The organism is Actinomadura meridiana (assembly GCF_039537545.1).
GTDB classification, from domain to species: domain Bacteria; phylum Actinomycetota; class Actinomycetes; order Streptosporangiales; family Streptosporangiaceae; genus Spirillospora; species Spirillospora meridiana.
Genome location: NZ_BAABAS010000006.1, coordinates 966,724 through 990,916, shown reverse-complemented (window position 1 = coordinate 990,916; position 24,193 = coordinate 966,724). Strand labels below are relative to the sequence as shown.

Here is a 24,193-nt window from a genome sequence, read left to right as displayed (position 1 = left end):
GGCAAAGCCGGTCACTCCACCGTGAACGGCTCCGGGCTGGCCGCCGGGCCGCCCGGGGTCTGCACGATCAGGAACCCGGAGGCGGCGCCCGCCGGGACGGTCGTCCGGACGAGCGTGTCCGTCACGTCGGTGACGCTGGCCCACGCGCCGCCGAACCGGACGCCCGTCGCGGACCCGAGCCCGGTGCCGTGCAGGGTGACCTCGGTCCCGGCGGGCCCGCGCACCGGCTCCATCTCCGTGACGGCCGGGGCGAGCGCGTGGTCGCGTCCCGTCCGCGCGGGCGCCAGCAGGGTCGAGAACACCGCGCGGAACTTCTCGGCGGTCTCGCGGGAGAACTGCCCGACCAGCGCGGCGATGGCCGCGACCCCGTACGGGTTGACGTCGGACGCGCCGCCCAGCGGGGAGGTCAGCCCGCCCCGCACGACCAGGTACACTACCAGCCCGAACAGCGCCCCGATGAACGGGAGCAGCAGGTACATCATCAGCCAACTGCGGCGCAGCGCGCGGTTCCCGACGTACCAGTAGAACGACCGCAGCACGTGCGCGATGGCGCCGAGCGCGCCCGCCGCCATGACGACGATGAACAGGCTCGTCTCGCGGGACACGGTCGGCGACCAGCCCGGCAGGTGGACGGTCTTCGACACCGGGTCAAGCTCGGTGTGCCCGTCGGCCGTGACGCGCGGTCCCGGCGGCCACACCTGGACCAGGACGATCACGAGCACCGCCGTGAGGACCAGCAGGACGGCGAACACGACGACGATGTCGCGGGTGCGGGCGTACCCCGATCCGACCGGCGATTCGGCCACGTCCCGTTCCTCCCCTGTTCTGTTGTGCCGCTCTTCTGTTGTGCCCGTTGCTACGCGCGTCCCGCCGATTATCGGGGGCGGGGCGGCGTGGTGTCCGCCGTCCTGAAAGATGCCGCCGATCCCTTTTGCGCGACGATCACGAAGCGTATGATCCAGGTCACTTTCGCTAGTGATCGGTGCTCGCATGACTGAAGCCGTCTCCGCCGCCTCCGTCCCCGTGCCCGCCGCCCGCCCCGGTTTCGGCATCGGCCCGGACGGGACGTACACCCGGTTCGGCCAGGTGGCCGCGTTCGTCCTCGGCCTGCTGACGACCTTCGTGTTCCTGCCGCTCGTGGTGGTCGCCGCGAAGCTGTATCTCCGTTCGGAGGACGTGTTCGCCGAGGACCCGGCGCGGGCCCGCAAGCTCGCCAACTGGTCGTGGGTCAGCATCACCGTCCCCGGGCTGCCCGCCCTGGTGGCCGTCGTCGTCGGGCTGGCGCTGCTCCTCGCCAAACAGCTGGGTTAGCGGGAAGAGGGCGGACGCCGCGCGGGTTGTCGCTGGTTATGAGCGTTCGCTTCTCCGTCCTTGACCTCGCCCCTGTCGTCAGCGGCTCCACGTCCGGCCAGGCGCTGCGCAACACCCTCGATCTGGCCCGGCACGTCGAACGGCTGGGGTTCCACCGGTACTGGCTGGCCGAGCACCACGCGATGCCCGGGATCGCCAGTTCCGCGACGGCCGTGCTGATCGGGCAGGTCGCGGCGGCGACGGCCACGATGCGGGTCGGATCCGGCGGGGTCATGCTGCCGAACCACGCGCCGATGGTGGTCGCCGAGCAGTTCGGGACGCTGGAGGCTCTGTATCCGGGGCGCATCGACCTCGGTCTCGGCCGCGCGCCCGGCACCGACCAGGCCACCGCGCTGGCGTTGCGCCGCTCACCCGAGGCGCTGTCGGTGGACGACTTCCCCGAGCAGGTCATCGAGTTGCGCGGCTACTTCGGCGCGGACAGCAAGGTGACACCCGCCGCGGGCAACGAGCCGCCCGTGTGGCTGCTCGGATCCAGCGGATACAGCGCGCGGCTCGCGGGGCTGCTCGGGTTGCCGTTCGCGTTCGCGCACCATTTCAGCGCGCAGAACACGGTGCCCGCGCTGAACCTGTACCGGGAGTCGTTCCGTCCGGGCGCGCTGGACGAGCTTGTCCCTTGTGGGGGGACGACCCCCCACACCCCCCGGAACCGCCCGTACTCGATGATCGGCGTGTCGGTGACGGCGGCCGACACCGACGCCCACGCGGAAGAGCTGGCGCGACCACAGGCACTGGCGTTCCTGCGGCTGCGGCGGGGCACGCCGGGCCTCCTCCCGACACCTGAGGAGACCGCGGCGTACCCGTACACGCCGATGGACCGCCAGATGATCGACTCGCGGCTCGCCGACCAGGTGATCGGCGGCCCCGAGACCGTCCGCGCGAAGCTGGACGCGCTGATCGGCCGGACCGGCGTGGACGAGGTCATGGTGACGACCCAAGTCTTCGACCACGCCGACCGGCTGCGCTCCTACGACATCCTCGCCGACCTGTACAAGGAGGACCTGGCCCCTGGCGACGCGGCCGCTAGCGGGGCCTGACCTGGAACTCGAACGGGACGGTGCCCGGGTCGAGCAGGATGGTGCCGCCGTCCACGTTCAGCACGGCGCCGTTGACGTAGGACGCCTCCGAGCCGAGCAGCCACACGACGGCGGCCGCGGCCTCGGCGGGCGTCCCGGCCCTGCGCTGCGGGACGAGCCGGGTGACCTCGCTGTAGGCCTCCTCCCGGCCGAGCCCGTGGGGTTCGCCGAAGACGGCCATCTCCTTGTCGGACATCTCGGTGCGGATCCAGCCGGGGCACACGACGTTGGCGCGGACGCCGGACGGCCCGTAGTCCACCGCGATCGTCTGCGTCAGCATCGTCAGCCCCGCCTTGGACGTGGCGTACGCCGCGCACCCGAGCGGAACCCGCAGCGACGCGATCGACGACACCGACACGAACGCGCCCTTGGACTCGATCAGGTGCGGCAGCGCGGCCTTGGCCAGTAGGAACACCGACGTCAGGTTGGTCTGGACGGTGGCGTCCCACTCCTCGTGCGTGAGGTCGAGGATGCCGCCCTCGCGCATGGTGCCCGCGTTGGCGACGACGCCGTCCAGGCGCCCGTGCGCGGCGACGACGTCGGCGACGAGGCCCGCGACGGCCTCCGGCGACGACACGTCGCAGACGCGGGGCTCGGCCCCGGTCTCGGCGGCGACCCGTTCGAGGGCCTCCTTGCGGCGGCCGCAGATCACGACCCGGTCGCCGCGGTCGGCGGCGGCCGCGGCGACCGCGGCTCCGATCCCGCTGCCCCCGCCCGTGACGATCAGAACCCGTTGCATTTTCTCGACTCCTTCTACTTCTGGCCCGCGGGCTCTCCAAGGTAGGCGGCGTGCAGCACGTCCGGGGACTTGCGCAGCGGCGCCGCCGGGCCGCTGTGGGTCAGCCGCCCACCCGCCAGGACGTGCGCGGTGTCGCCGATCTCCAGCGCGAGCGTCGCGAACTGCTCGACCAGCAGCACGGCGGCGCCCTGGTCGGCGAGGGCCCGGACGGCGGGCAGCAGCCGCTTCACGATCACCGGGGCGAGGCCGAGCGACATCTCGTCGATCAGCAGCACCGTCGGCGACATGGACAGCGCGCGGGCCAGCACGACCATCTGCTGCTCGCCGCCGGACAGCAGGCCCGCCTGCACGTCCATGCGCTTCTCCAGCTCGGGGAACAGTTCGAGGGCGCGGTCGCCCCCGGTCCCGCGCCGCACGACGCGCAGGTTCTCCGCGACGGTCAGGCCGCTGAACACGGTCCGGCCCTGCTCGACGAGGGCGATGCCGCGCTTGGCGCGCGACACCCGGTCGAGCCCGGCCAGGTTCTGCCCGTCGCCCAACAGCTTCCCTGACATGATCGGCAGGACGCCGCCGATCGCTTCGAGCAGCGTCGTCTTCCCGGCCCCGTTCGGGCCGAGCAGGACGGTGACCTCGCCGGTCGTGACGGTCAGGTTGACGTCCCGGACGATCGGGGCGCCGCCCCGACCGACCGACACGTCCTCCACCTTCAGTTCCTTCATGTGAGGGCCACCTCATCCCCCAGGTAGGCGCGGGCCACTTCGGGCCGGGCGAGCACCTCGGCGGGCGGCCCGGACGCGATCACCGTGCCCGCGTCGAGGACGACGATCGTCGCGCAGGCCCGCCGGACCATGTCCAGATCGTGCTCGATGAGCAGGACGGACGCGCCGAACTTCGCCGGGACCTCGATGAGCCGGTCGGCGAGCGCGAGCGACTCGGCGTGGGCGAGCCCGGCGGCGGGCTCGTCCAGCACGATCAGCCGGGGCCTGGCGAGGATCGCGGCGGCCACCTCCAGCAGGCGGCGGCTGCCGACGTCCTGGTCGACGACGTGCGCGTTCGCGGGCGGGCAGCCGAGGAACGTGCGGACCTCCTCCAGTTCGTCGCGCGTGACGGACCGGTGCGCGGCGAACCGCAGGTAGGCGCCGACGGTGAGACCCGTCGGGACGCGGTCCTGCTGGAACGTGCGGCGCAGTCCGGCGGCGGCGCGGCGGTGGACGGGCAGCCCGTCCAGGCGGCGCTCGCCGAGCGTGACGGTTCCGGCGGCGTCCTTGATGAACCCTGACAGCGCGTCGGTGAGCGTGGACTTGCCCGCGCCGTTCGGCCCGATGAGCCCCATCACGGTGCCCTCGGGGACGACGAGGTCGACGTCCTGGAGCGCGGCGACCTGCCCGAACCGGACGCCGAGCCCCTCCGCCTTCAGCAGCGGCTCGGTGCCGAGCGGCGGGGCGCCGACGTCCAGCGCCTCGCGCGGCGGTGGAACCGGCTTCGGACGGCGCGCCCGCAGCCGCCGGGCGAACCCCTCGCTGATGCTGCTGCCCTGCGACAGCGCCTGGACGGCGCCGACGCCGAACATGACGTTCGCCCAGTCCTGGGAGATCCCGGCGCGCCGGAAGAACTCCGGCACGAACATGATCAGGAAACCGCCGAACATGGCGCCGAACACGTACTCGCTGCCCGCCATCACGGCGACGACGAACAGGGCGAGCGAGCTGATCGTGCCGAAGTTCTGCGCGGTGATCATGCCGACCTGCCCGGTGAGCAGCCCGCCCGCGACGCCCGCCGCGAACGCGCTGAGCGCGAACGCCGACAGCTTGGCGCGGGCGACGCTCGTCCCGGCCGCGGCGGTGGCGCGTTCGGAGAACCGGACGGCCCGCCACGCGGCGCCCATCCGGGTGCGTCCGAGCCATTCCACGGCGACCGCGAGGACGACGAACAGCAGCCCCGCGTACACGAAGTACTGCCGGTCGGTCGCGATGAACGTGGGCCGCATGACCTGCTGGTAGTCGTCGACGCCCGGGAAGTTGACCGCGGAGACGACGACATCGGCCGCCGCCGCGAACCCGAGGGTGACGACGGCGAGGTGCACGCCGCGCAGCCGCAGCGCCGGAAGCCCGATCAGGACGCCGAACGGCATCGCGACGATGCCGCCGACGACCGTCCAGGCGATGAGCGTTCCGGGGGCCTCCCACACGTTGAGCTGGGCGACCGTCCACGCGCCGACGGCGGCGAACGACAGCTGGCACAGCGAGTTCATCCCGGCGCGCCCGACGATGCCGAGGCCGAGCAGCGCGACCGCCGAGACCAGCGCGGACGTGGCGAGGAACAGCCAGTACTGCGGGACGGCGATCGCCGCGACCACGACGACCACCAGCGCCACCACGGGCTGCCCGAACAGTGCCATTGTGGGGGGACGACCCCCCACGCCCCCCGGGCGCTTCGCGAGTTTGGTCAGGTCAACGCGCCGCATCCCACACCTCCCTCCGCTGGGACCAGATCAGGATGGCGAGGATCGCCAGGAACGGCACCGTGTCGCGGTACTGCTGCAACTCGGAGACGTGGGCGAGCGCCCCTTGCAGCGCGCCGAGACCGAGCCCGCCCGCGACCGTGAGGCCGAGGCTGCGGAAGCCGCCGACCAGCGCGGCCGCGCCCGCGGGGATGATCATCAGCGCGAGCGAGGTCTGGTCGCTGGTCTGCTGCGGCGCGATGACGAGCAGCACGGCCGCCGACAGCAGCCCGGTAACCGCCCACATCCCGACGCCGAGGCGGCGGGACGGGATGGCGTGCAGCTCCGCCGTCGTCGGACGTTCCGACAGGGCGCGCAGCCGCAGTCCGAGCACGGTCCGGGTGAGGACGAGCCACGCGCCCGCCGCCACGACGATCGAGCCGACGACGCAGACGGCGGACGCCTGCGTGATCGTGATGCCGTCCACGGTGAACAGCGACCCGCCGAACTTGCCGGGCATGCGGCGCGGGTCCGTCCCGTACGCCAGGTAGGAGACGGCGAGCAGGGCGACCAGGAACGCGATCGAAATCGCGGAACGCTGGTCGGGCCCCGCCTCACCGAACCACCTGCCCATCACCCAGCCGAGCAGGGCCGCGCAGACCGTGGCCGCGAGCAGCCCGGCGAGCGCGGCGAGCCCGTAGGGCCAGCCGTGGTCGGCGCTGACCGACATCGTGTAGACGCCGATCACGCCGATCGCGACCTGCGCGAAGTTGACGACCCTGACCAGCCGGAACATCAGCGTCAGGCACAGGCCGAGAGCGGCGTACGCGCCGCCCCCGGCCAGCCCCGCTATGGCTCCCTCAAGCATTGGGCAGCTTGATCCAGTCGTTGGTCAGCACCTTCCAGCCGCCCTTGCCGTCCGGGCTGACGAACTTGGCGGCCAGGTTGGAGGCGTGACTCTTGCCGCCACCGAACGCGAACGGCATGCCGGTCATGTCGGACGGCAGTGGCTTGAGGTCCTTCATGGCCTTCGTCACGGCCTCCCGAGTGATGTCGCCCTTGATGCTCTCCAGGACCGTGACGAGGTGCTTGGCGGCGACGTAGCCGCCCTGGGAGAACGAGGTGAGCGGCACCTTGTGCTTGGTCATCGTGTCCCGCCAGTCCTTGTTGACGGGCGAGGCGGCCTCGGTGTACGGCTCGAACTCCGACAAAGCCACGACGTTCTTGCCGTCCGGGCCCAGCGCCTTGGCGGCCTCGGCGGTGTAGGTGGACGCGAGGAACAGCCACTTGATGTTGGTGATGTTCTGCGCCTTGGCGGCCTTCACCCAGCCGATGGACATGGGCTCGACGCCGTTGAACAGCACCGCCTGGCATCCGGCGGCGCGCGCCCGCAGGACGTAGGGGGTGTAGTCGGTGGTGGACGCCGACAGGCTCAGGTCGGTGATCAGCGGCTTCTTGCCGGTGATCTGGGACCAGCGGTCCACGCCCTCCTTGTAGGCGTTCGCGGTGCCGCCGATGATGACGAAGAACGCGCAGATCTTGTTCAGCTTCAGCGTCTCGGACGCGTAGTACAGCGTCACGGTCGAGCCGAAGAACGGCCCGGTGTTGACCGGCGAGATGTTCGGCGAGTTGAAGCAGCCGGGGTCGACCCCGATGCCCTGCACCGCGGTGATCTTGTTCTGCTCGTACAGCGGGCCGTTGACCTGGCAGTCCACCAGGCTGGCGCCGCCCGCCAGGGCCACGGCCTTCTTGTTCTGGATGACGTCGCGGGCGGCGAGCGCGGCGCTGGCCGGGTCGCCCTTGTCGTCGGCCGCGGTGTAGGCGATCTTGCGTCCCTTGATTCCGCCCTTGGCGTTGACCTCGTCGAAGACGGCGCGGGCCGCCGCGGAGGCCTCGGGGAAGGTGACGGCGCCGCTCAGGGACGACACCGAACCGATGTTGATCGGCCCCGAGTCGGAGCCGGAATCGGAACCCGAGCCGCACGCGGCCAGGGGCAGCGCCAGGACGGTCGCTGCGAGAATGTGTGCGATTCGCATGTCAGAGACCTTCGGTGCTGTGGACGACCCGCCCGTCGAAAACGGTCATCGCGACGGGAACGTCCGGGAGGTCGTGAGGGTCGAGAGAAGTGATGGTGCCGTCGAGAACGGCGACGTCGGCCGCCCTGCCGGGTTCGAGGGTGCCCTTCCAGTCCTCGGCGAAGTCCTGCCAGGCGGCGTTGGAGGTGTAGGCCCGGACGGCGTCGGGCAGCCCGACGCGCTCCTCCGGACCGAACACGCGGCCACTGGCCTTGGACTCGCGGAGCAGCATCGCCGTGATGCCCTGACGCCAGTTGGGGTAGGTGACGGGGGCGTCCGAGCTGGCTGTGACGGGGATCCCCGCCTCGATCGCCGAGCGGACGGGGTACTGGTATGCGGCCCGTTCCGGGCCGAGCATCTCTTCCAGCATGTCGACGATCGTCCATTTGATCGCCGGGTTCATGTTCGCGCCGAACCGGTGTTCGGCGAGCTTGCGGAGGCTCTGCGCCCCGGGGAGGTCGGCGTGGATGACGTAGTGCCGCGGGTCGTCGCGGGGGTGCGCGACCTGCGCGGCTTCCAGCGCGTCCACGACGGCGTCCAGGGAACGGTCGCCGGTGACGTGGATGCCGAGCTGGTGCCCGGCGATGTGCGCGAGCCGGACCATCTCGTTGAGCTCGGTGGCGCGCATCGCGTCGGTCGCGCCGTGCACGCACAGGCAGCCGAACCCGCCGCCGGAGTACTCGTCGCGCATCCACGCCGTCTTGTTGGGCGGGGTGCCGTCGGCGAACAGCTTGACGCCGATGACGCGCAGCAGGCGCGGGTCGACGTCGGCCGGGACCTGCGCGGCGGCGAGGCCGGCGGTGATCTCGTCGACCGAGCCGCCCATGCCGGTGAGCAGCAGCAGGACGCTGACGCGGGCGCCGAGGTCGCCGGAGCGGGCCAGCTCGGCGTAGGTGTCGAGCGTGGGCTGGTCGCAGGTGCCCGCGAACAGGCTCTTGCCGCCGGGGCCGAGGCCGGGCTCGGTGTAGCTGGTGATGCCCTCGCGGTGCAGGACGGCGATGTTCGCCCGGATGGCCCGCACGAGGTCGTCGCGGGTGTAGGCGGGCAGGCTGCCCTGGACCAGCGCCTGCGCGCCCTCCGCGAGCAGCCCGGTCGGGTTGCCGGTGGCGTCCTTGTGGATGACGCCGCCCTCGGGGGTCGGGGTGTCGCGGGTGACTCCGGCCAGTTCCAGGGCGCGGGAGTTGGCCCAGGTGAGGTGGCCGCTGAAGTCCTGGAGGTAGACGGGGTGGGCCGGGGAGACCGCGTCCAGGTCGGCGCGGTCGGGCATCCGGCCGCCCTCCACCCGCGAAGCGCCCGGGGGGCGTGGGGGGGCGTCCCCCCTCGGGGAGCCCGAGCACTCGGAGAGATACCCGGGGTCCCAGCCGTTGCCGCGGATCCACTCGCCCTCGGGGATCCGGGACGCGGCCTCCTTCACCGACGCCTGGATCTCGGCGATCGACCGGACGGCGGGGAACCCGACGTCCAGGGCCAGCGGCGGGCGGGTCGCGCCGAACGCGCACCCGTGCAGGTGCGAGTCGTTGATGCCGGGCAGCGCGGTGCGCCCGCGCAGGTCGACGACCTGCGTGCGGGGCCCGGCCAGCGCCCGGATCTCCTCGGTGCCGCCGACCGCCGTGATCGTGCCGCCGGTGACGGCCAGCGCCTGCGCCACGGAGAACTCCGCGTCGGCCGTGAGGACCTCGCCGTTCAGCAGTACCAGGTCCGGGTTCGCGTCCGAGTGTGCCATGTGTCCGTGCCTCGCCCTCTCCGTTCTCGCCCCTCGATCAGTCCGCACCCTGATGAAAATTTGGGCCCAAACGTATTGCGAACGTACGGGGCCCGATAAGCAGGGTCAATAACGGGCGCGTAACGGAGTGATGCCCTTCACAGGTCCCCGGGCACGCGTCGACCGCCGGTCTCCCCCAGGACACCGGCGGTCGTCGTTCGCGCAGGTCAGCCCGCGAATGCCTGCTCAAGCACCGCGAGGCCCTCGGTCAGCAGCGGCTCCGAGATCACCAACGGCGGCAGGAAGCGCAGCACGTTCCCGTACGTCCCCGCCGTCAGGACGAGCAGCCCGCGCTCGTGGCAGCGCCGGGCGATCGTGGCGGTCAGCTCCGGGTCGGGGTCCTTCGTGCCGGGCCGCACCAGCTCGATCGCGATCATCGCGCCGCGGCCGCGCACGTCCCCGATCGCGGGATACTCCCCGGACAGGGCGCGCAACCGGGGCAACATGATCTCGCCGATGCGGCGGGCGCGCTCGGTGAGCTTGCCCTCCTCGATCTCCTCCAGCACGGCCAGCGCCGCCTCGCAGGCCAGCGGGTTGCCGCCGTAGGTGCCGCCGAGACCGCCGCCGTGCACCTTGTCCATGATGTCGGCGCGGCCGGTGACGGCCGCGAGGGGCAGCCCGTCCGCGATGCCCTTGGCCGTCGCGACGAGGTCCGGGACGACGCCCTCGTGCTCGCAGGCGAACAGGTCGCCGGTCCGCGCGAAGCCCGTCTGCACCTCGTCGGCGATGAACAGGATGCCGTTCGCGCGGCAGAACTCGGCGAGCGCGGGCAGGAACCCCGGCGCGGGCTCGATGAACCCGCCCTCGCCCTGAATCGGCTCGATCAGCACGGCCGCGACGTTCGTCGCGCCGATCTGCTTGCTGATCTGGTCGATGGCCTGCGCCGCCGCCTCCGGGCCGCAGTTCTCCGGGCCCGTCGGCCACCGGAACGGGTAGGCGAGCGGCATCCGGTACACCTCGGGCGCGTACGGGCCGAACCCCTGCTTGTACGGCAGGTTCTTCGCGGTCAGCGTCATCGTCAGCAGCGTCCGGCCGTGGTAGCCGTGGTCGAACACCACGACCGCCTGCCGTCCGGTCGCGTACCGGGCGATCTTGACGGCGTTCTCCACGGCCTCCGCGCCGCTGTTCACCAGGAACGACCGCTTCTCGTGGTCGCCGGGCGTGATCCGGTTGAGGTTCTCGCAGACCGCGACGTACGACTCGTACGGCGCGACCATGAAACACGTGTGAGTGAACCGGTCGACCTGCGCCTTCACCCGCGCGGCGACCCGCGGGTTGGCGTTGCCGACGGTGGTGACCGCGATGCCGGAACCGAAGTCGATCAGCGAGTTGCCGTCCACGTCGACGACGACGCCGCCGTCCGCGTCGGTCACGTACACCGGCAGCACGCTGCCGACGCCGGGCGGCACCGCCGCCATCCGGCGCTCGTGCAACTCCCGGGAGCGCGGGCCGGGGATCTCGGTCACGACACGGCGTTCCTGCGGCAGGCGCGCGTTGCCTGTCAAGGCGGGGTCCGTCGGGGCGGGGTCCTGGCTGGTCATGGCCTGACGATAAGTTGCCGGCCGCCTACGATGAACCGTACGGGGCGGCGAAATCCGCCCCTCCGGATAGACACTTTGCACAGGGATTGCGATGCCGCCCACTCTGGCCTCCGTGGCCGCCCTCCCGCAGCTCGGCCTCCGGTCGCTCACCGGCCCCCTGCCGCACGCGCCGGTCGTGTGGGTCGCGGTCAGCGAACTGGAGGACCCGACGCCGTTCCTGGAGGGCGGCGAACTCGTCCTCACCACGGGCATGCGGCTGACCGGGGCCAACTCGGCGGCGTACGTGTCGCGGCTGGTCGCGCGGGGTGTCTCCGGGCTCGGGTTCGCGGTCGGGGTGCTGCACGAGGACGTTCCGCCCGAGCTGGTCGCGGCGGCGCGGCAGCAGGGCCTGGTCCTGCTGGAGGTGCCGCGCCCCACCCCGTTCATCGCCATCGGCAAGGCGGTCTCGCGGATGCTCGCCGCCGACTGGTACGAGGACGTCACCCGCGCGTTTCAGGCGCAGCGGGAGCTGACCCGCGCGGCGCTCACCGGCCCCGGCGCGCTCGTCACCCGGCTCGCGCGGCTGGTCGGCGGGTGGGCGCTGCTGCTGGACGCGTCCGGCGACGTCCGGCACGCCGAGCCGTCCGCCGCCCGCGACCGCGCCGCCGACCTCGCCCCGGAGCTGGCCCGGCTGGGACGGTCGGATCGGCACCGCCCGGCGGACGGCGGCACGGCGGCGAGCGTGGCGCTGGCCGTGCCCGACGACCACATCGTCGTGCAGCGCATCGGCCTGGGCGGACGCCCGCGCGGCTTCCTCGCGGTCGGGACCGCCGCCCCGCTCCCCCACGTCGCGCACGGGATCGTGGGCGCGGCCGTCGCGTTCCTCACCCTCCAGTCCGAGACGCCGCGCACCGGCCGCGACCTGCGGGCCTCGCTCGCGGCGCTGCTGCTCGGCCGTCCCGGCGACGGCCCGGCGGTGCCGCGCGGCCCGGTGCGGGTGCTCGCCTGCGCGGGCGGGCCCGCCGTCCTGGACGCCCTGGAGTCCGATCCCGCCGGCGCCCGCTGCCTGGCCCTGCCGCTTGACGGGCAGGTGGCGGTGATCGTCCCGGACGAGGCGACCGGCACCGTCGAACCCCTCCTGGCGGCCATCGGCCCCGTCGGCGTCAGCGACCCCGCCGTGAACGACCTGGAGACCGCGCTGCGGCAGGCCGAGGAGGCGCTGGCCGGGGCCGTCCGCTCACATCGCGAGACCCTCCACTACTCCGCGCTCCCAGGTCAGGGTCTCCTCCGGCTCCTCGACCCGGACGCCGCGCACGGCTTCGCCGACGCCCTCCTGGCCCCGCTCCGCGCCGACGACCTGGTCGACACGATCCGCGCCTACGTGGCGGCCAACGGCCAGGGCGAGGCGGCGGCGCGGGCACTGGGCGTCCACCGGCACACGCTCAGGGCACGGATGCGCAAGGCCGCCGAGATTCTGGGCCGCGACCCCGACGATCCCGCCGTCCGCGCGGAACTGTGGATGGCACTCGCCATAACGTCCAGTCCGGACGAACGGATTGGACATCGTGGAGACTCGCAAACCCCACGGCCGGGGATAGCGTGAATGTATGAACGTGAGCCCATTCTGGCTGGCCGGCCGGCCCGAGACCGGTGACGGTGAGCTGACCGTTACGCATCCCTACGACGGCCGCGTGGTCGGGACGGTCGCCGTCCCGACCCCCGGACAGGTGGAGGAGGCCGTCGCCGCGGCCCACGCCGTGCGCGCCCAGGCCGCCGCGCTGCCGCTGCACGTCCGCGCCGAGGCCCTCGCGCACGTGTCCGCGCGGCTCGTCGAGCGCGCCGAGGAGGTCGCCCGGCTGATCACCGCCGAGAACGGCAAACCGCTGCTGTGGGCGCGCGGCGAGGTGACCCGCGCGATCTCCACGTTCCGGTTCGCCGCCGAGGAGGCCCGCCGTTTCAGCGCCACCACGCAGCGCCTGGACACCGACCCGGCCGCCGAGGGCCGGATGGCCTACATCACCCGCGTGCCGAAGGGCCCGGTGCTCGGCATCTCGCCGTTCAACTTCCCGCTGAACCTGGCCGCCCACAAGATCGCCCCGGCGATCGCGGCGGGCACCCCGATCGTGCTGAAGCCCGCCCCGGCCACGCCGCTGTCGGCGCTGCTGCTCGGCGAGCTGCTCGGCGAGACCGACCTGCCCGCCGGGATGTTCTCGATCCTGACCGTGCCGAACGACCGGGCGTCCGACCTCGTCGACGACCCGCGCCTGCCGATCGTGTCCTTCACCGGCTCGGTGCCGGTCGGCTGGGCGATCAACGACCGGGCGCCGCGCAAGCACGTCACGCTCGAACTCGGCGGCAACGGCGCGGCGGTCGTCCTGCCGGACGCCGACCTCGACTGGGCCGCCAAGCGCGTCGGCCTGTTCTCCAACTACCAGGCCGGGCAGAGCTGCATCGCCGTCCAGCGCGTCTACGTCGACCGCTCCGTCTACGACGAGTTCGTGCCGAAGCTCGTCGAGACGGTCGGCGGCCTCGTCACCGGCGACCCGTGGGACGACAAGACCCAGGTCGGCCCGCTGGTCAGCGAGGAGGCCGCCGAGCGCGTCGAGGCTTGGGTGGACGAGGCCGTCGCCGCGGGCGCGAAGGTCCTCACCGGCGGCACCCGCGAGGGCGCCGCGTACGCGCCGACCGTCCTCGCCGACGTGCCGGAGGACGCGAAGGTGGCCCGCGAGGAGATCTTCGGCCCGGTCATGTTCGTCCAGCCCGTGGACGGCGTCGACGAAGCGTTCGCCCTGGTCAACGACTCCAAGTTCGGCCTCCAGGCAGGCGTGTTCACGCGCAGCATCGACATCGCGTTCCGCGCCCACCGCGAGCTGGACGTGGGCGGCGTCGTGATCGGCGACGTGCCGTCCTACCGCGCCGACCAGATGCCCTACGGCGGCGTGAAGGACTCCGGCGTCGGCCGCGAGGGCCTGCGCTCCGCCATGGCCGACTACACCGAGGAGAAGGTCCTCATCTTCACCGGCCTCCCCCTGTAGTTCCGCGTCCCCGGGGCCCCGCGTACAGACCCGTGCGCAGGGCCCCGGCCGCTTCCGCGAGCGCCTCCACGAACCGTCCGCCGAGCGGCCACATGTTCGCGAACCCGTGGACGAGGTCCGCCTGCCGCCGCGCCGCGACCGGCACCCCGGCGTCCGCCAGCCGGGCCGCGAACGCCTCCCCCTCGTCCCGCAGCGGATCGAACCCCGCCGTCACCAGATACGTCGGCGGGAACTCCCGGAGGTCGGCCAGCAGGGGCGACGCGGCGGGTTCCGCGCGCCGCGCCCGGTCCGGGCAGTAGTGGTCGGCGTACCACGTCATCGCGCGGTCGGTGAGGTAGAACCTGTCGGCGAACAGCTCCCGCGAGCGCCGCCGCACCGTCATGTCGGTCGCCGGGTAGAGCAGCAGCGCGAAGGCGGGCCTTCGCGCCGCGAGCGCCCCGACCACCGCCGCGAGGTTTCCGCCCGCGCTGTCGCCCCCGACCGCGACGGCCTCCGGATCGGCCCCGAGCTTCTCCGCCCCGGTCACGGCGAACTCGTAGGCGGCCAGCGCGTCGTCCGCGGCGGCGGGATAGCGGTGCTCGGGCGCGAGCCGGTATCCCACCGACAACGTCCGCACCTCCGCGTGCACCGCCAGGTAGCGGCACACCGTGTCGTGCGTGTCGATGCCGCCGACGACCCAGCCGCCGCCGTGGTAGTAGACGAGCAGCGGAGACCCCGGCGGCAGGCCCTGCGGGGTGTAGAGCCGGGCCGGGACGCCCCCGGCGTCCACGTCCCGTGTCCGTACCGGCCTGGACGGCCTGCGGTCGAGGTAGATCTGTCCGCGTTCGAGGCCGCGCCGGGCGCGCTCCACCGTCCGCGCCGCCAGGTCGCCGTTCTCCAGCCGCGTCATCAGGAGCAACAGCTGCACGTCCAGGTCGAGTTCCTGGCCGTCCGCCCGCACCGGCGCCCCCACGATCAGCCGCTTGACCGGCCTGGGCAACCCGAACACCGCGCGTAGAGCGCCGCTTCCCACCCGAGGCGGGACCATCTCGGTCAACCGCGACACACGTCCACCCCCACCCTGAACCCGCCGTCACCGTCGCGGGGTCCCTCCCGGAGCCCGTCGACGCGGTCGAGCGTAGCGTCCGGGCCCCGGGAGGGCGGCTCAGCGGGTCGGTTCGGGAGTCGGGCGCGGGCTGGACGCGGTTCGGGTAGGCGTGGGCGCTTCGACTGGACGGGGGATGAAGAGACCCGCCAGCGCTCCGGCCAGGGACAGGGCGCCGCTCACGGCTATCGCCGGGGCGAAGCCGGTGGAGAAGGTGTGCGGGGTGCCGTAGCCGCCCTTGGCGGTGAAGACCGCCGCGAGGATCGCCACGCCGAACACGGCGGCGAACTGCCGGATCGTGTTGAAGACGCCGGAGGCCTTGCCGATCTCGGGTGGCGCGACGGCGTTGATGACAGCGGTCTGGCCGGGGGGCATCGCCATGCTGACTCCGGCGCCCGCGAGGATCATCGGGGGGACGAGCTGCCAGTACGGCATCGTCGGGTCGGCGATGAGCCCGATCCAGGCCATCCCGGCGGCCTGCATGGTCAGCCCGGCGGCGATCAGGGGGCGGGCCCCGACACGGTTGACCAGTACTCCCGCGATGGGCGCCACCACGGTCAGGGTCGCCGTCCAGGGGACGAGGTGGAGCCCCGTCGCCATCGGCCCCTGGCCCAGGGACATCTGGAGGAACTGGGTCAGGAAGAACAGCGAGCCGTACAGCGACGCGTACATGAAGAGCCCGGCGGCGTTGGCCGCCGAGAAGCCGCGTGAGCGCAGCAGGCGCATCGGCACCATCGGCTGTGGGACGCGCAGTTCCCAGGCCGCGAACGCCGCCAGCAGCACCGCTCCCCCCACCAGCGCGCCGACCACCTCGGCCGAGCCCCAGCCCGCCGCGTCGGCGCGGATCAGGCCCCAGACCAGGCCGAGCGCGCCGCCGGTCACCAGCAGGACGCCGCCGACGTCGAAGGACGCCCCGTCCCCACGGCTCTCCGGGACGCGACGCAGCACCAGCGGGACGACCGCCAGCCCGAGCGGCACGTTGAGCCAGAAGATCCACTGCCAGGCCAGGCCCTCGGTGACGATCCCGCCGACGACCGGCCCGGCCACCACCGCGAGGCCGGTCAACCCGGAGAAGACGCCGAGGGCCTTGGCCCGCTGTTCGGGCGGGAACCCGGCGCTGAGCAGCGCCATCGCCAGCGGCATCACCAGCGCGGCCCCGCCGCCCTGGACGGCGCGGGCGGCGATCAGCCAGCCGATGCCGGGGGCCAGCGCGCACGCCGCCGAGGCGGCCGTGAACACGCCGAGGCCGGCGACGAACATCCGTCTGCGGCCGAGACGATCGCCGAGCGCGGCGCCGGTCATCAGCAGTGCGGCGAAGGTCAGGTTGTAGGCGTTCACCGTCCACTCGAGTTGTTCGAGGGTGGCGGACAGGTCGAGCCGGATCCGGGTCAGCGCCGTCGCCACCACCGTCGCGTCCAGCGCCACCATCAGCGATGCGGTCGCGGTCAGGCCGAGCAGCCAACCGCGTGTCCTTTGCGCCATGCGCGGTCCTTGGGTTTCTCGGGTTTCATCGGTCGTGAGTACGAACCGGCCCGCGCCGCGATATTCAGCGGGCGGGACCCGACGACTTCGGGCGCCGTCCCCGGTCAGTACATGGGGAGGTGCGTCCTGTTGACTTCCTCCCCCGCCTAGAGGCGGGGGATTCCAGCGGTCGCCCGCTGGGATTCCTGCTTCACCGACGACTGCCCCGTCCGGGAGGACTCCCGTTGAGGTCTTACACCGTCTCCACAGGCAGACGCCGCCAGCCCGGCGGCCAGGATGTTGCGTGCCGCGTTCACGTCGCGGTCATGCACGGCACCGCAGTCGCACGTCCACTCGCGGACGTTCAGCGGCATCTTCGCCGCGACCATGCCGCAGGCCCCGCACAGTTTGGAGGAGGGGAACCAGCGGTCGATCACGACAAGTTCGCGCCCGTACCAGGCGCACTTGTACTCCAACAGGGAGCGCAGGTCCGTCCAGGCCGCATCGGACACGGCGCTGCTCGCCGTACCAAGCCCGGGTGCGCTCCTCCAGCGCCTTGTTGTACACCAGGCGGACGCAGCCGAACGTGCGCGACAGCTCAGCCGCCTGCTCGTCGGTGGGGTAAAAGCGGTACTTGAACGCCCGCTTGACCTGCCGCGCCACACCTCGAACCCTACCGGTTTCTGTGTGAGAAGCAGGTGTCGGCCGGTGGACGGTGGACGCCGGTCCGCCTTGGCGGCCAACCAGCTTTCCTGCCCTGCTCCGCAGGAGCTTCGTTTCCTCCCCAGGCTGAAGCCGAGGATATCCACGAAGGAAGGCCCCGATGAAGACTGAGGAAACACGGGCCGGGGCCGAGGAGTTCGCGCGGTTGGCCGACCCGTTCCGGCGCGAGCTGCTGGCGTACTGCTATCGGATGTTGGGGTCCGTGCATGACGCTGAAGACCTGGTCCAGGAGGTCTATCTGCGTGCGTGGCGCTCTTACGCTGATTTCGACGGCAGGGCGTCGTTGCGGACGTGGCTGTACCGGATAGCGACCAACACCTGTTTGAACGCCCTGGAGCACAGCAGCCGCCGGGTGATGCCGTCCGGGATCGGCGCGGCGTCGGACGATCCGCCGCCACCCGGTCTGCGGGCCCCGGAGGTGACCTGGTTGGAGCCGTTCTCGGAGCGGCTCATCGGCCGTGTGCCAGAGGATCCGGCGGCGATCGTGGCGGCGCGGGCCGGGCTGCGACTGGCGCTGATCGCGGCCCTGCAATACCTGCCGGGCAGGCAGCGGGCCGTGGTGATCCTGCGGGACGTGCTGGCCTGGTCGGCGGCCGAGGTCGCCGAACTGCTCGACATGACCGGCGCGGGGGTGAACAGCACGCTGCTGCGCGCCCGCGCGCGGCTGGAACGGCTCGTCCCGGCCAGCGACGAGATCACCGAGCCGGACGACCCGGTGCGGCGCGAGCTGCTCGACCGGTACACCCGGGCGTTCGAGGCGGCCGACATCCCCGCGATCACCCGGCTGCTCACCGAGGACGCGAACTGGGAGATGCCGCCGGTCCCCGCCTGGTTCACGGGACGCGACGACATCGCCCGGTTGCTCCGGGCGCGGCTGTCACCCGGCCCGGGCGGCAACCGGCTCGTGCCCACCAGCGCGAACGGACAGCCCGCCTTCGGCATGTACATGCGTCAGCGGGACGGCCTCCTGCACGCGCATTCTGTGCAGGAGCTCGCCGTCGCCCGTTCGGGCATCGTCCACATATCGAGCTTCATGGACGAGCGGTTGTTCGGGTACTTCGATCTTCCGCTCGTCCTGGCGGACTAGGCGAGGGTCGCGGTGACGGGCATCTGCTTGATGCCGTTGACGAAGTTGGAGCGGACGCGGCGGACGTCGCCCGCGAAGGTGATCGAGGAGAGGCGCGGAAGCAGTTCCTCGAACATGATCCGCATCTCCAGTCGGGCCAGGGCGGCGCCCATGCAGTAGTGGGGGCCGCCCTTGCCGAACGCGATGTGGTCGTTCGGGGTGCGGGTGACGTCGAAGCGGTGCGGGTCGTCGAAGACGGCCTCGTCGCGGTTGGCGGACGCGAACCACAGCACGACCTTGTCGCCCGCGCGGATCGGCGTGCCGTTCACCTCCGTGTCGCGGGTCGCGGTGCGCCGGAAGTGGTACACGGGCGAGGCCCAGCGGAGGAACTCCTCGACCGCCGTGGGCATGAGGTCGGGGTTGTCGCGGAGGCGCTCGGCCTGGTCGGGATGGTCGATCAGGGCGCGCATGGCGTGGGTGATGGCGTGCCGGGTGGTCTCGTTCCCGGCGACGACGAGGAGCAGGAAGTAGTTGTCGAAGTCGCGGGGCGACAGCGGTTCGCCGTCGATCGGGGTCTGGTTGACCAGGCGGCTGATGAGGTCGGTGCCGGTGCCGCCGCGGCGGCGGGCGGCCAGCTCGCGGCCGTACTCGAAGACCTCCAGGGACGCGGGGCTGCGGAACGGCAGGTCGCGGTAGCGTTCGCTCTCCGCGCTGTGCAGCAGGACGTCGGCGTACTCGGGGTCGGTGTTGGCGATGATCCGGTTGCCCCAGTCGATGAGGCGGCGGGTGTCGTCGTCGGGGACGTCCAGCATCCGGGCCAGCACGTTGATCGGGAAGTCGGCGGCAATCTCCGCGACGAAGTCGAACGTGCCCTTGGCGAGGGCCGCGTCCAGGGTGCGGGCGGTCAGACCGCGCAGGAACGTGGCGTAGCCCGCGATGGCCCGGGGCGTGAACTCGCGCTGCATGACGCGGCGGAGCGCGATGTGGCGGGGGCCGTCGGTCTCCAGCATGGAGCGGCGGATCTCGGCCTGCCGCTCGTCGACCTCTTCGAGGTTGACGAACTTCTCGGACGTGAACGTCGCGGCGTCGCGGTCGGCGGCCACGATGTCGGCGTGCCGGGTGAGGGACCAGAAGCCGCGACCGCCGTCGTGCTCGGGATTCCAGTGGACGGGCTCGGTGCGGCGCAGCGCCTCGAACATCCGCCACGGGGTCGCGTCGTCCATGAAGTTGTCGAGGTCGGCGAGGTCGACCGCGAGGGTCTCGTTCGGCAACGGGCCTCCTGCTTCTCAGAGGTGGTACGAGTACTCGCGGAACTCCCAGTCGGTGACGTGGCGGCCGAAACGGGCGACCTCGTCGCGCTTGTAGGTGAGGAACGCGGTGACGAACGGCTCGCCGAGGACCTCGATGAGGGCCGTGTCGGCGGCGAGGGCGTCGAGCGCGGTGGGCAGGTCGCCGGGCAGCATCGGGGCCTTGGCGGCGTCGTAGCCGTAGCCCTCCAGCGGCGCCGGGGCCGACAACTTGTCGCGCACGCCCAGGTAGACGGCGGCGACGAGGCCCGCCATGCCGAGGTACGGGTTGGCGGACGCGTCGCCGAGCCTGACCTCCAGCCGGGACGCGGCGCCCCGCTCCGGCGGGATGCGGACCATGGCGCTGCGGTTGTCCAGGCCCCAGTCGATCAGCCAGGGGGCCAGGCTGTCGGGCCCGAACCGCTTGTAGGAGTTGATCGTGGGGTTGAGCAGCGCGGCGAGCGCGGGAGCGTGCTCCAGGACCCCGGCGATGGCGTGGTGGGCCGTGTCGGAGAGGCCATCCGGCTCGGTGCCCTCGAAGACGTTGCGGCCCTCGGCGTCCAGGCAGGAGAGGTGGAGGTGGAAGCCGGAGCCGTCCTGGTCGTTGAACGGCTTGGCCATGAACGTGGCGAGCATCCCGTCCACGCGGGCGATCTCCTGGACGGCCGACTTGAACCGGAACGCCCGGTCGGCGGCGTCGAGGGCGGCCGAGTGGTCGAGGTTGATCTCGAACTGGCCGCCGCCGAACTCGTGGTTGCCCATGGTGACGCCGAGGCCGAGGTCGCGCAGGTGCCGCAGGACGCGCAGGACGTGCCCGTCCGGGTCGCCCTTGCGGCCGGAGGTGTAGACGTTGCCGGGCGCGTCGGCGTACCGGCGCCAGCCGGTGGGCGCGGACGGGTCGGGCTCGCACAGGTAGTACTCGAACTCCGGCCCGGCGACGGCGGTCAGCCCCACGTCGCCCAGCTTGAGGAGGGCGCGGCGCAGCACCTCACGGGGCGCCTCGGGGCACAGGTCGTCGCCGGACGGTTCGTACGCCTCGCCCAGGCAGGACGCGACGCCGTCCTCCCAGGGCAGCTTCGCCAGCGTGGACAGGTCGGGGCGCACCCGGATGTCGGGCAGGCCCGCGTCCAGGCCGCCGGGAACCTCGACGGTGTCGCCCTGCGGGGTCGTGTGGTAGACGGCCCGGCAGAACGACAGCCCGTGGGCGACGGCCCCGGGCAGCTGCTCGACGAGCACGTCCCTGCCCCGTTCGATGCCGATCAGGTCGGGGTAGGACACCCGGACTACGTCGATCCCGTCGGCGACCAGGTCACGCACAACGTCTTCGACCGGACGGCTCACGCGCACTCCCTCAGATCATTTGGACTCAAACCATATGGCGGCCGGAAGGTCCTGACAAGACTCCCGGCCGGTAGGCCCCGGCCACCGAGGGGGCCGGGAGTGGCGGATCCGTCCGCGAGGAACTATCGTACGGACCCAAACGATAATCCGGGAGGAACGTGGTGGCGACCGTGCGAGGCTTCCTGTACCCCAAGACCGCGACGGGCCGTTCGTCGTTGATCCCGAACCCGCCCTGGCACTACTCGGGTGACCTGCTCACCGTCGAGTATCGCACCGACCCCGCGCGCGTCGCCGAGCTGCTCCCCGAGCCCCTGTCCCCCGCCCCCGACGACCCCGGCGCGGTCGCGATCATCTGGGCCGACTGGCAGTCGTGCTCGGAGTCCGGCGAGGAGCTCCTCGACCCCGTCCGGTCCCAGTACAAGGAGTGCTTCGTCGTCGTCCGGTGCTCCTTCGAGGGGCGGACGTACACCCGCTGCGTCTACATCTGGGTCGACAAGGACTTCGCCATCGGCCGCGGGCTCCACCAGGGGTATCCGAAGAAGCTCGGGTCGATCCACCAGACCCGTCCGCACCCGTACGGCCCCGCGCCGCGCCTGGCCGCCGGTGCCCGCTTCGGCGCCACGCTGGCCGCCGCGGACCGCCGCCTCGCCGAGACGGTCGTGACGCTCCGGGAGCCGTCCGAGACGAACGGCTTCGTCAACGGGCACCCGATGGCGCACCACCGGTTCCTGCCGTCCATCGAGCCGGGCGGGGCCCCGGCCCTGAACGAGCTGATCGAGTCCGGTGCGGCCAGCGTCGAGGGAGGCCAGGCCTGGCGGGGCGACGCCGAGCTGACCTACCTCGACGCCCCCACCGAGGAACTGTCGCTCCTGACCGTCGAGGAGCCCATCGGCGCCTACTTCCGCCAGGTCGGCGTGGTCTGGAACGGCGGCCGCCACCTCGCCTGACCGTCAACCGCCGTCGCCCGCGCCGATCCGCGCGTAGACGGACGGGCGGGCTCCGCGCAGATACACCGCGAAACCCACGCCGAGGATCGCCGCCAGAAAGATCAACCCGGGCAGCACCCAGGTCAGCGCGGAGCCCTTGTCGGCGCCGAGGAGGGCGTCGAAGTTGAGCAGGCTGGTGACGAAGACGGCGCCCAGCCCAACGCAGGCCAGCGCGGGCGCGACCAGACGGTTCCAGGCGTTCTCGCCCCGGTGGTCGCGGACGAAGTAGCCCACCACGGCCGCCGACGTCAGCGCCAGCAGCAGGATCACGCCGAGCGCGCCCAGGTTCGTGAACCAATTGAAGAGGGTCAGGACGGGGTCCTTGCCGGAGAAGGCGAAGACCACCACGACGGCCACGGCCAGGACGGTCTGCGTCGCCGACCCGACATGCGGCGAGCCGTGGCGGACGTGCGTGCGGCTCAGCGGCGACGGCAGCACGCCCTCGCGTCCCAGCGAGAAGAAGTACCGCGCCACCGCGTTGTGGAAGGACAGCAGGGCCGCGAACAGGCTCGTCACGAGGAAGAGCTGCGCCACGTCGGCGAACAGCTTGCCGACGTGCTCCTCGGACAGGACGAACACCAGCGCCGGACCGTCCTTCTGGGCGCGTCCGACGATCTCGGACGCGCCGGTCCCGACGGTCATGGCCCAGGCGGTGAAGGCGTAGAACACGCCGATGACGGCGACCGCGACATAGGTGGCGCGGCCGACGGTACGGCGCGGGTCGCGGCATTCCTCGCTGTACAGGGCGGCGGCCTCGAAGCCCATGAAGCTGGCCATCGCGAAGCAGAACGCGGCGCCGACCGCGCCCGTGTTCGCGGCGTCCCAGCCGAGCGACGTGGCCGAGACGCCGGACGGGGCGTCCGCCAGCTGCGCCAGGTCGAAGATCAGCACGGTGAGGAACTCGACGGTCAGCAGCACGCCGAGGACGCGGGCGTTCAGGTCGATCCGGCGGAACCCGAGGACGGCGACGACCGCGACGCCGCCGAGCGCGACCGTCCACCAGGGCAGGTCGATGCTCAGCTTGGCCTTGAGGAAGTCGGCCGTGGTGAACCCGAACAGCCCGTAGAGCCCGATCTGCATCGTGTTGTAGGAGATGAGGGCGATGAAGGCAGCGCCGACCCCGGCGATCCGGCCGAGCCCGTTCGCCACGTAGGCGTAGAAGGCCCCGGCGTTGGCGACGGACCGGCTCATCGCCGCGTATCCGCCGGTGAAGACGGTCAGGAGCACCGCGAGCACCACGTACAGCAGCGGGATTCCGACGACGCCGGTGACGGCGAAGGAGGTCGGCAGGCCCCCGGCGGCGACGGTCAGCGGCGCGGACGCGGCGACGACGAAGAACACGATCTCGGGGGCGCCGATGCGGCGGCGGGACGGGAGGGTGGATGCGGCGGATACGACCTCGTCGGGGACGGCCATTGCGCGGCTCCCTTGCCGGAGCGGGCCCGGCGGGTATCGTTTGGGCCCGCACGAAAAGTCGGTCGCGAGGATCGTACGAAGTGGAACCACGGTCGGCAAGGGCGTGAGCAGCGATAGATTCGCCTTCCGGCCCCGGAACGGGCCGTCAGCGCCGGGTTCCTGGAAGGACGCACGTGACGGGTCACCACACACTGCAAGAGACCGAGCAGGCCATCCAGGAGCGGCTCGGCGACGTGCCGCTGCGGCACGACGCGATGATGGCGGTCTCCAACATCTACCGGGCCGCCGCCGCGATCCGTCAGCACTTCGAGAGCTCGGTGCTGCGCGGCGCCGACGTGACCTGGACGGCGTTCGTCGTGCTCTGGGTCGTGTGGATCTGGGGCGAGATGGAGACCCGGCACGTCGCCGAGGAGGCGGGGATCTCCAAGGGGACGCTCACCGGCGTCGCCAAGACGCTGGAGGGACGCGGCCTGATCGAGCGCGGTTCGCACGCGACGGACGGGCGCCTGGTCCTGCTGCGGCTCACCGACAAGGGCCAGGAGCTGATGCGGGGCCTGTTCCCCGCGTTCAACGCCGAGGAGGCGTTCGTGGTCGAGCGGCTCGACGAGGACGACAACCGGAGGCTCGCGCGCACGCTCCGGTCGATCATCGAGCACCTGGAGGAGCAGGGCGACGGCCGCCGGGCCGCGCTGCGGGCCGAGTCGCCGCCCCCGCCCCGCCGCTCGGGCCGCCGCTCCCGCTCCTGACGCCGCCCACGACGCCCGGCGCCCTCGTGCGCCCGACACCCTTGCCGGTGTTCGTTTGGGCCCATACGA

At 72.2% G+C, this 24,193-nt stretch carries 20 protein-coding genes and 2 pseudogenes; 7 read left to right on the top strand and 15 right to left on the bottom strand.

All coding sequences use genetic code 11. The features are described from left to right. Positions 1-11 precede the first annotated feature (11 nt). A complete protein-coding gene (locus tag ABD808_RS17520; protein ID WP_344897719.1) occupies positions 12-806 on the bottom strand; it encodes an IPT/TIG domain-containing protein in 795 nt (264 codons plus the stop codon). 184 nt (positions 807-990) lie between these two features. Here ABD808_RS17520 and ABD808_RS17515 point away from each other — a divergent pair, with 184 nt between their 5' ends. Continuing rightward, a complete protein-coding gene (locus ABD808_RS17515; RefSeq protein WP_344897716.1) occupies positions 991-1,311 on the top strand; it encodes a hypothetical protein in 321 nt (106 codons plus the stop codon). 38 nt (positions 1,312-1,349) lie between these two features. Further along, positions 1,350-2,405: an LLM class flavin-dependent oxidoreductase gene (locus tag ABD808_RS17510; protein ID WP_344897713.1), complete on the top strand. Its 1,056-nt coding sequence runs from the start codon at positions 1,350-1,352 to the stop codon at positions 2,403-2,405. Here ABD808_RS17510 and ABD808_RS17505 read toward each other — a convergent pair. The 7 genes from ABD808_RS17505 to gabT all read right to left on the bottom strand — a co-directional run bounded on the left by ABD808_RS17505 (position 2,392) and on the right by gabT (position 11,001). Continuing rightward, positions 2,392-3,183 (bottom strand): SDR family NAD(P)-dependent oxidoreductase, encoded by a 792-nt coding sequence (locus ABD808_RS17505; protein WP_344897710.1) that lies wholly within the window; start codon positions 3,181-3,183, stop codon positions 2,392-2,394. The genes ABD808_RS17510 and ABD808_RS17505 overlap by 14 nt on opposite strands. 14 nt (positions 3,184-3,197) lie before the next feature. Next, the gene (locus tag ABD808_RS17500) at positions 3,198-3,902 is read right to left on the bottom strand and encodes an ABC transporter ATP-binding protein (protein ID WP_344897707.1); all 705 of its coding nucleotides are present in this window, start codon (positions 3,900-3,902) and stop codon (positions 3,198-3,200) included. Next, entirely contained in the window at positions 3,899-5,647 is a 1,749-nt protein-coding gene (locus ABD808_RS17495) for a branched-chain amino acid ABC transporter ATP-binding protein/permease (protein WP_344897704.1), read from the bottom strand. Before ABD808_RS17495 ends, ABD808_RS17500 begins: the two co-directional genes overlap by 4 nt. Next, on the bottom strand, positions 5,634-6,491 hold the full coding sequence (locus ABD808_RS17490; RefSeq protein ID WP_344897701.1) for a branched-chain amino acid ABC transporter permease: 858 nt from the start codon (positions 6,489-6,491) through the stop codon (positions 5,634-5,636). Before ABD808_RS17490 ends, ABD808_RS17495 begins: the two co-directional genes overlap by 14 nt. Further along, positions 6,484-7,659: an ABC transporter substrate-binding protein gene (locus tag ABD808_RS17485; protein WP_344897698.1), complete on the bottom strand. Its 1,176-nt coding sequence runs from the start codon at positions 7,657-7,659 to the stop codon at positions 6,484-6,486. Before ABD808_RS17485 ends, ABD808_RS17490 begins: the two co-directional genes overlap by 8 nt. Position 7,660: 1 nt before the next feature. Then, positions 7,661-9,421 carry an amidohydrolase gene (locus ABD808_RS17480; protein WP_344897695.1) on the bottom strand — a complete coding sequence of 587 codons (1,761 nt, stop codon included), beginning with the start codon at positions 9,419-9,421 and terminating at the stop codon, positions 7,661-7,663. Between the two features lie 206 nt (positions 9,422-9,627). Next, positions 9,628-11,001 (bottom strand): 4-aminobutyrate--2-oxoglutarate transaminase, encoded by a 1,374-nt coding sequence (gabT, locus tag ABD808_RS17475; RefSeq protein ID WP_344897692.1) that lies wholly within the window; start codon positions 10,999-11,001, stop codon positions 9,628-9,630. Positions 11,002-11,092: 91 nt separating this feature from the next. Between gabT and ABD808_RS17470 the strand changes: the two genes are divergently transcribed. Then, positions 11,093-12,583: a PucR family transcriptional regulator gene (locus ABD808_RS17470; protein ID WP_344897689.1), complete on the top strand. Its 1,491-nt coding sequence runs from the start codon at positions 11,093-11,095 to the stop codon at positions 12,581-12,583. 4 nt (positions 12,584-12,587) lie between these two features. Continuing rightward, positions 12,588-14,015: an aldehyde dehydrogenase family protein gene (locus ABD808_RS17465; RefSeq protein ID WP_344897686.1), complete on the top strand. Its 1,428-nt coding sequence runs from the start codon at positions 12,588-12,590 to the stop codon at positions 14,013-14,015. Here the strand turns inward: ABD808_RS17465 and ABD808_RS17460 are convergent. The 4 genes and pseudogenes from ABD808_RS17460 to ABD808_RS17445 all read right to left on the bottom strand — a co-directional run. Beyond that, positions 13,996-15,060: an alpha/beta hydrolase gene (locus ABD808_RS17460; protein WP_344897683.1), complete on the bottom strand. Its 1,065-nt coding sequence runs from the start codon at positions 15,058-15,060 to the stop codon at positions 13,996-13,998. The genes ABD808_RS17465 and ABD808_RS17460 overlap by 20 nt on opposite strands. A gap of 99 nt (positions 15,061-15,159) precedes the next feature. Further along, complete coding sequence (locus ABD808_RS17455) at positions 15,160-16,581, bottom strand: MFS transporter (protein WP_344897680.1); 1,422 nt, start codon at positions 16,579-16,581, stop codon at positions 15,160-15,162. A gap of 146 nt (positions 16,582-16,727) precedes the next feature. Then, positions 16,728-17,075: pseudogene (locus ABD808_RS17450) on the bottom strand (RNA-guided endonuclease InsQ/TnpB family protein); the annotation flags it as partial. A gap of 64 nt (positions 17,076-17,139) precedes the next feature. Next, positions 17,140-17,223, bottom strand: a pseudogene (locus ABD808_RS17445) (helix-turn-helix domain-containing protein); the annotation flags it as partial. Positions 17,224-17,383: 160 nt separating this feature from the next. Between ABD808_RS17445 and ABD808_RS17440 the strand changes: the two are divergent. Then, positions 17,384-18,370 (top strand): sigma-70 family RNA polymerase sigma factor, encoded by a 987-nt coding sequence (locus ABD808_RS17440; protein WP_344897677.1) that lies wholly within the window; start codon positions 17,384-17,386, stop codon positions 18,368-18,370. Here the strand turns inward: ABD808_RS17440 and ABD808_RS17435 are convergent. Both ABD808_RS17435 and ABD808_RS17430 read right to left on the bottom strand, forming a co-directional pair. Then, positions 18,367-19,620 carry a cytochrome P450 gene (locus ABD808_RS17435; protein ID WP_344897674.1) on the bottom strand — a complete coding sequence of 418 codons (1,254 nt, stop codon included), beginning with the start codon at positions 19,618-19,620 and terminating at the stop codon, positions 18,367-18,369. The two genes, ABD808_RS17440 and ABD808_RS17435, sit on opposite strands and share 4 nt — an antisense overlap. Before the next feature lie 15 nt (positions 19,621-19,635). Continuing rightward, on the bottom strand, positions 19,636-20,976 hold the full coding sequence (locus ABD808_RS17430) for a glutamine synthetase family protein (RefSeq protein WP_344897671.1): 1,341 nt from the start codon (positions 20,974-20,976) through the stop codon (positions 19,636-19,638). 161 nt (positions 20,977-21,137) lie between these two features. Here ABD808_RS17430 and ABD808_RS17425 point away from each other — a divergent pair, with 161 nt between their 5' ends. Beyond that, positions 21,138-21,923: an acetoacetate decarboxylase family protein gene (locus tag ABD808_RS17425; RefSeq protein WP_344897668.1), complete on the top strand. Its 786-nt coding sequence runs from the start codon at positions 21,138-21,140 to the stop codon at positions 21,921-21,923. A 3-nt stretch (positions 21,924-21,926) separates the two neighbouring features. Here ABD808_RS17425 and ABD808_RS17420 read toward each other — a convergent pair whose 3' ends face one another. After that, positions 21,927-23,378 carry an APC family permease gene (locus ABD808_RS17420; protein ID WP_344897665.1) on the bottom strand — a complete coding sequence of 484 codons (1,452 nt, stop codon included), beginning with the start codon at positions 23,376-23,378 and terminating at the stop codon, positions 21,927-21,929. 173 nt (positions 23,379-23,551) lie between these two features. Between ABD808_RS17420 and ABD808_RS17415 the strand changes: the two genes are divergently transcribed. Beyond that, positions 23,552-24,124, top strand: a complete 573-nt coding sequence (locus tag ABD808_RS17415; protein ID WP_344897662.1) for a MarR family winged helix-turn-helix transcriptional regulator — start codon at positions 23,552-23,554, stop codon at positions 24,122-24,124. The last annotated feature ends 69 nt before the right edge of the window (positions 24,125-24,193 follow it).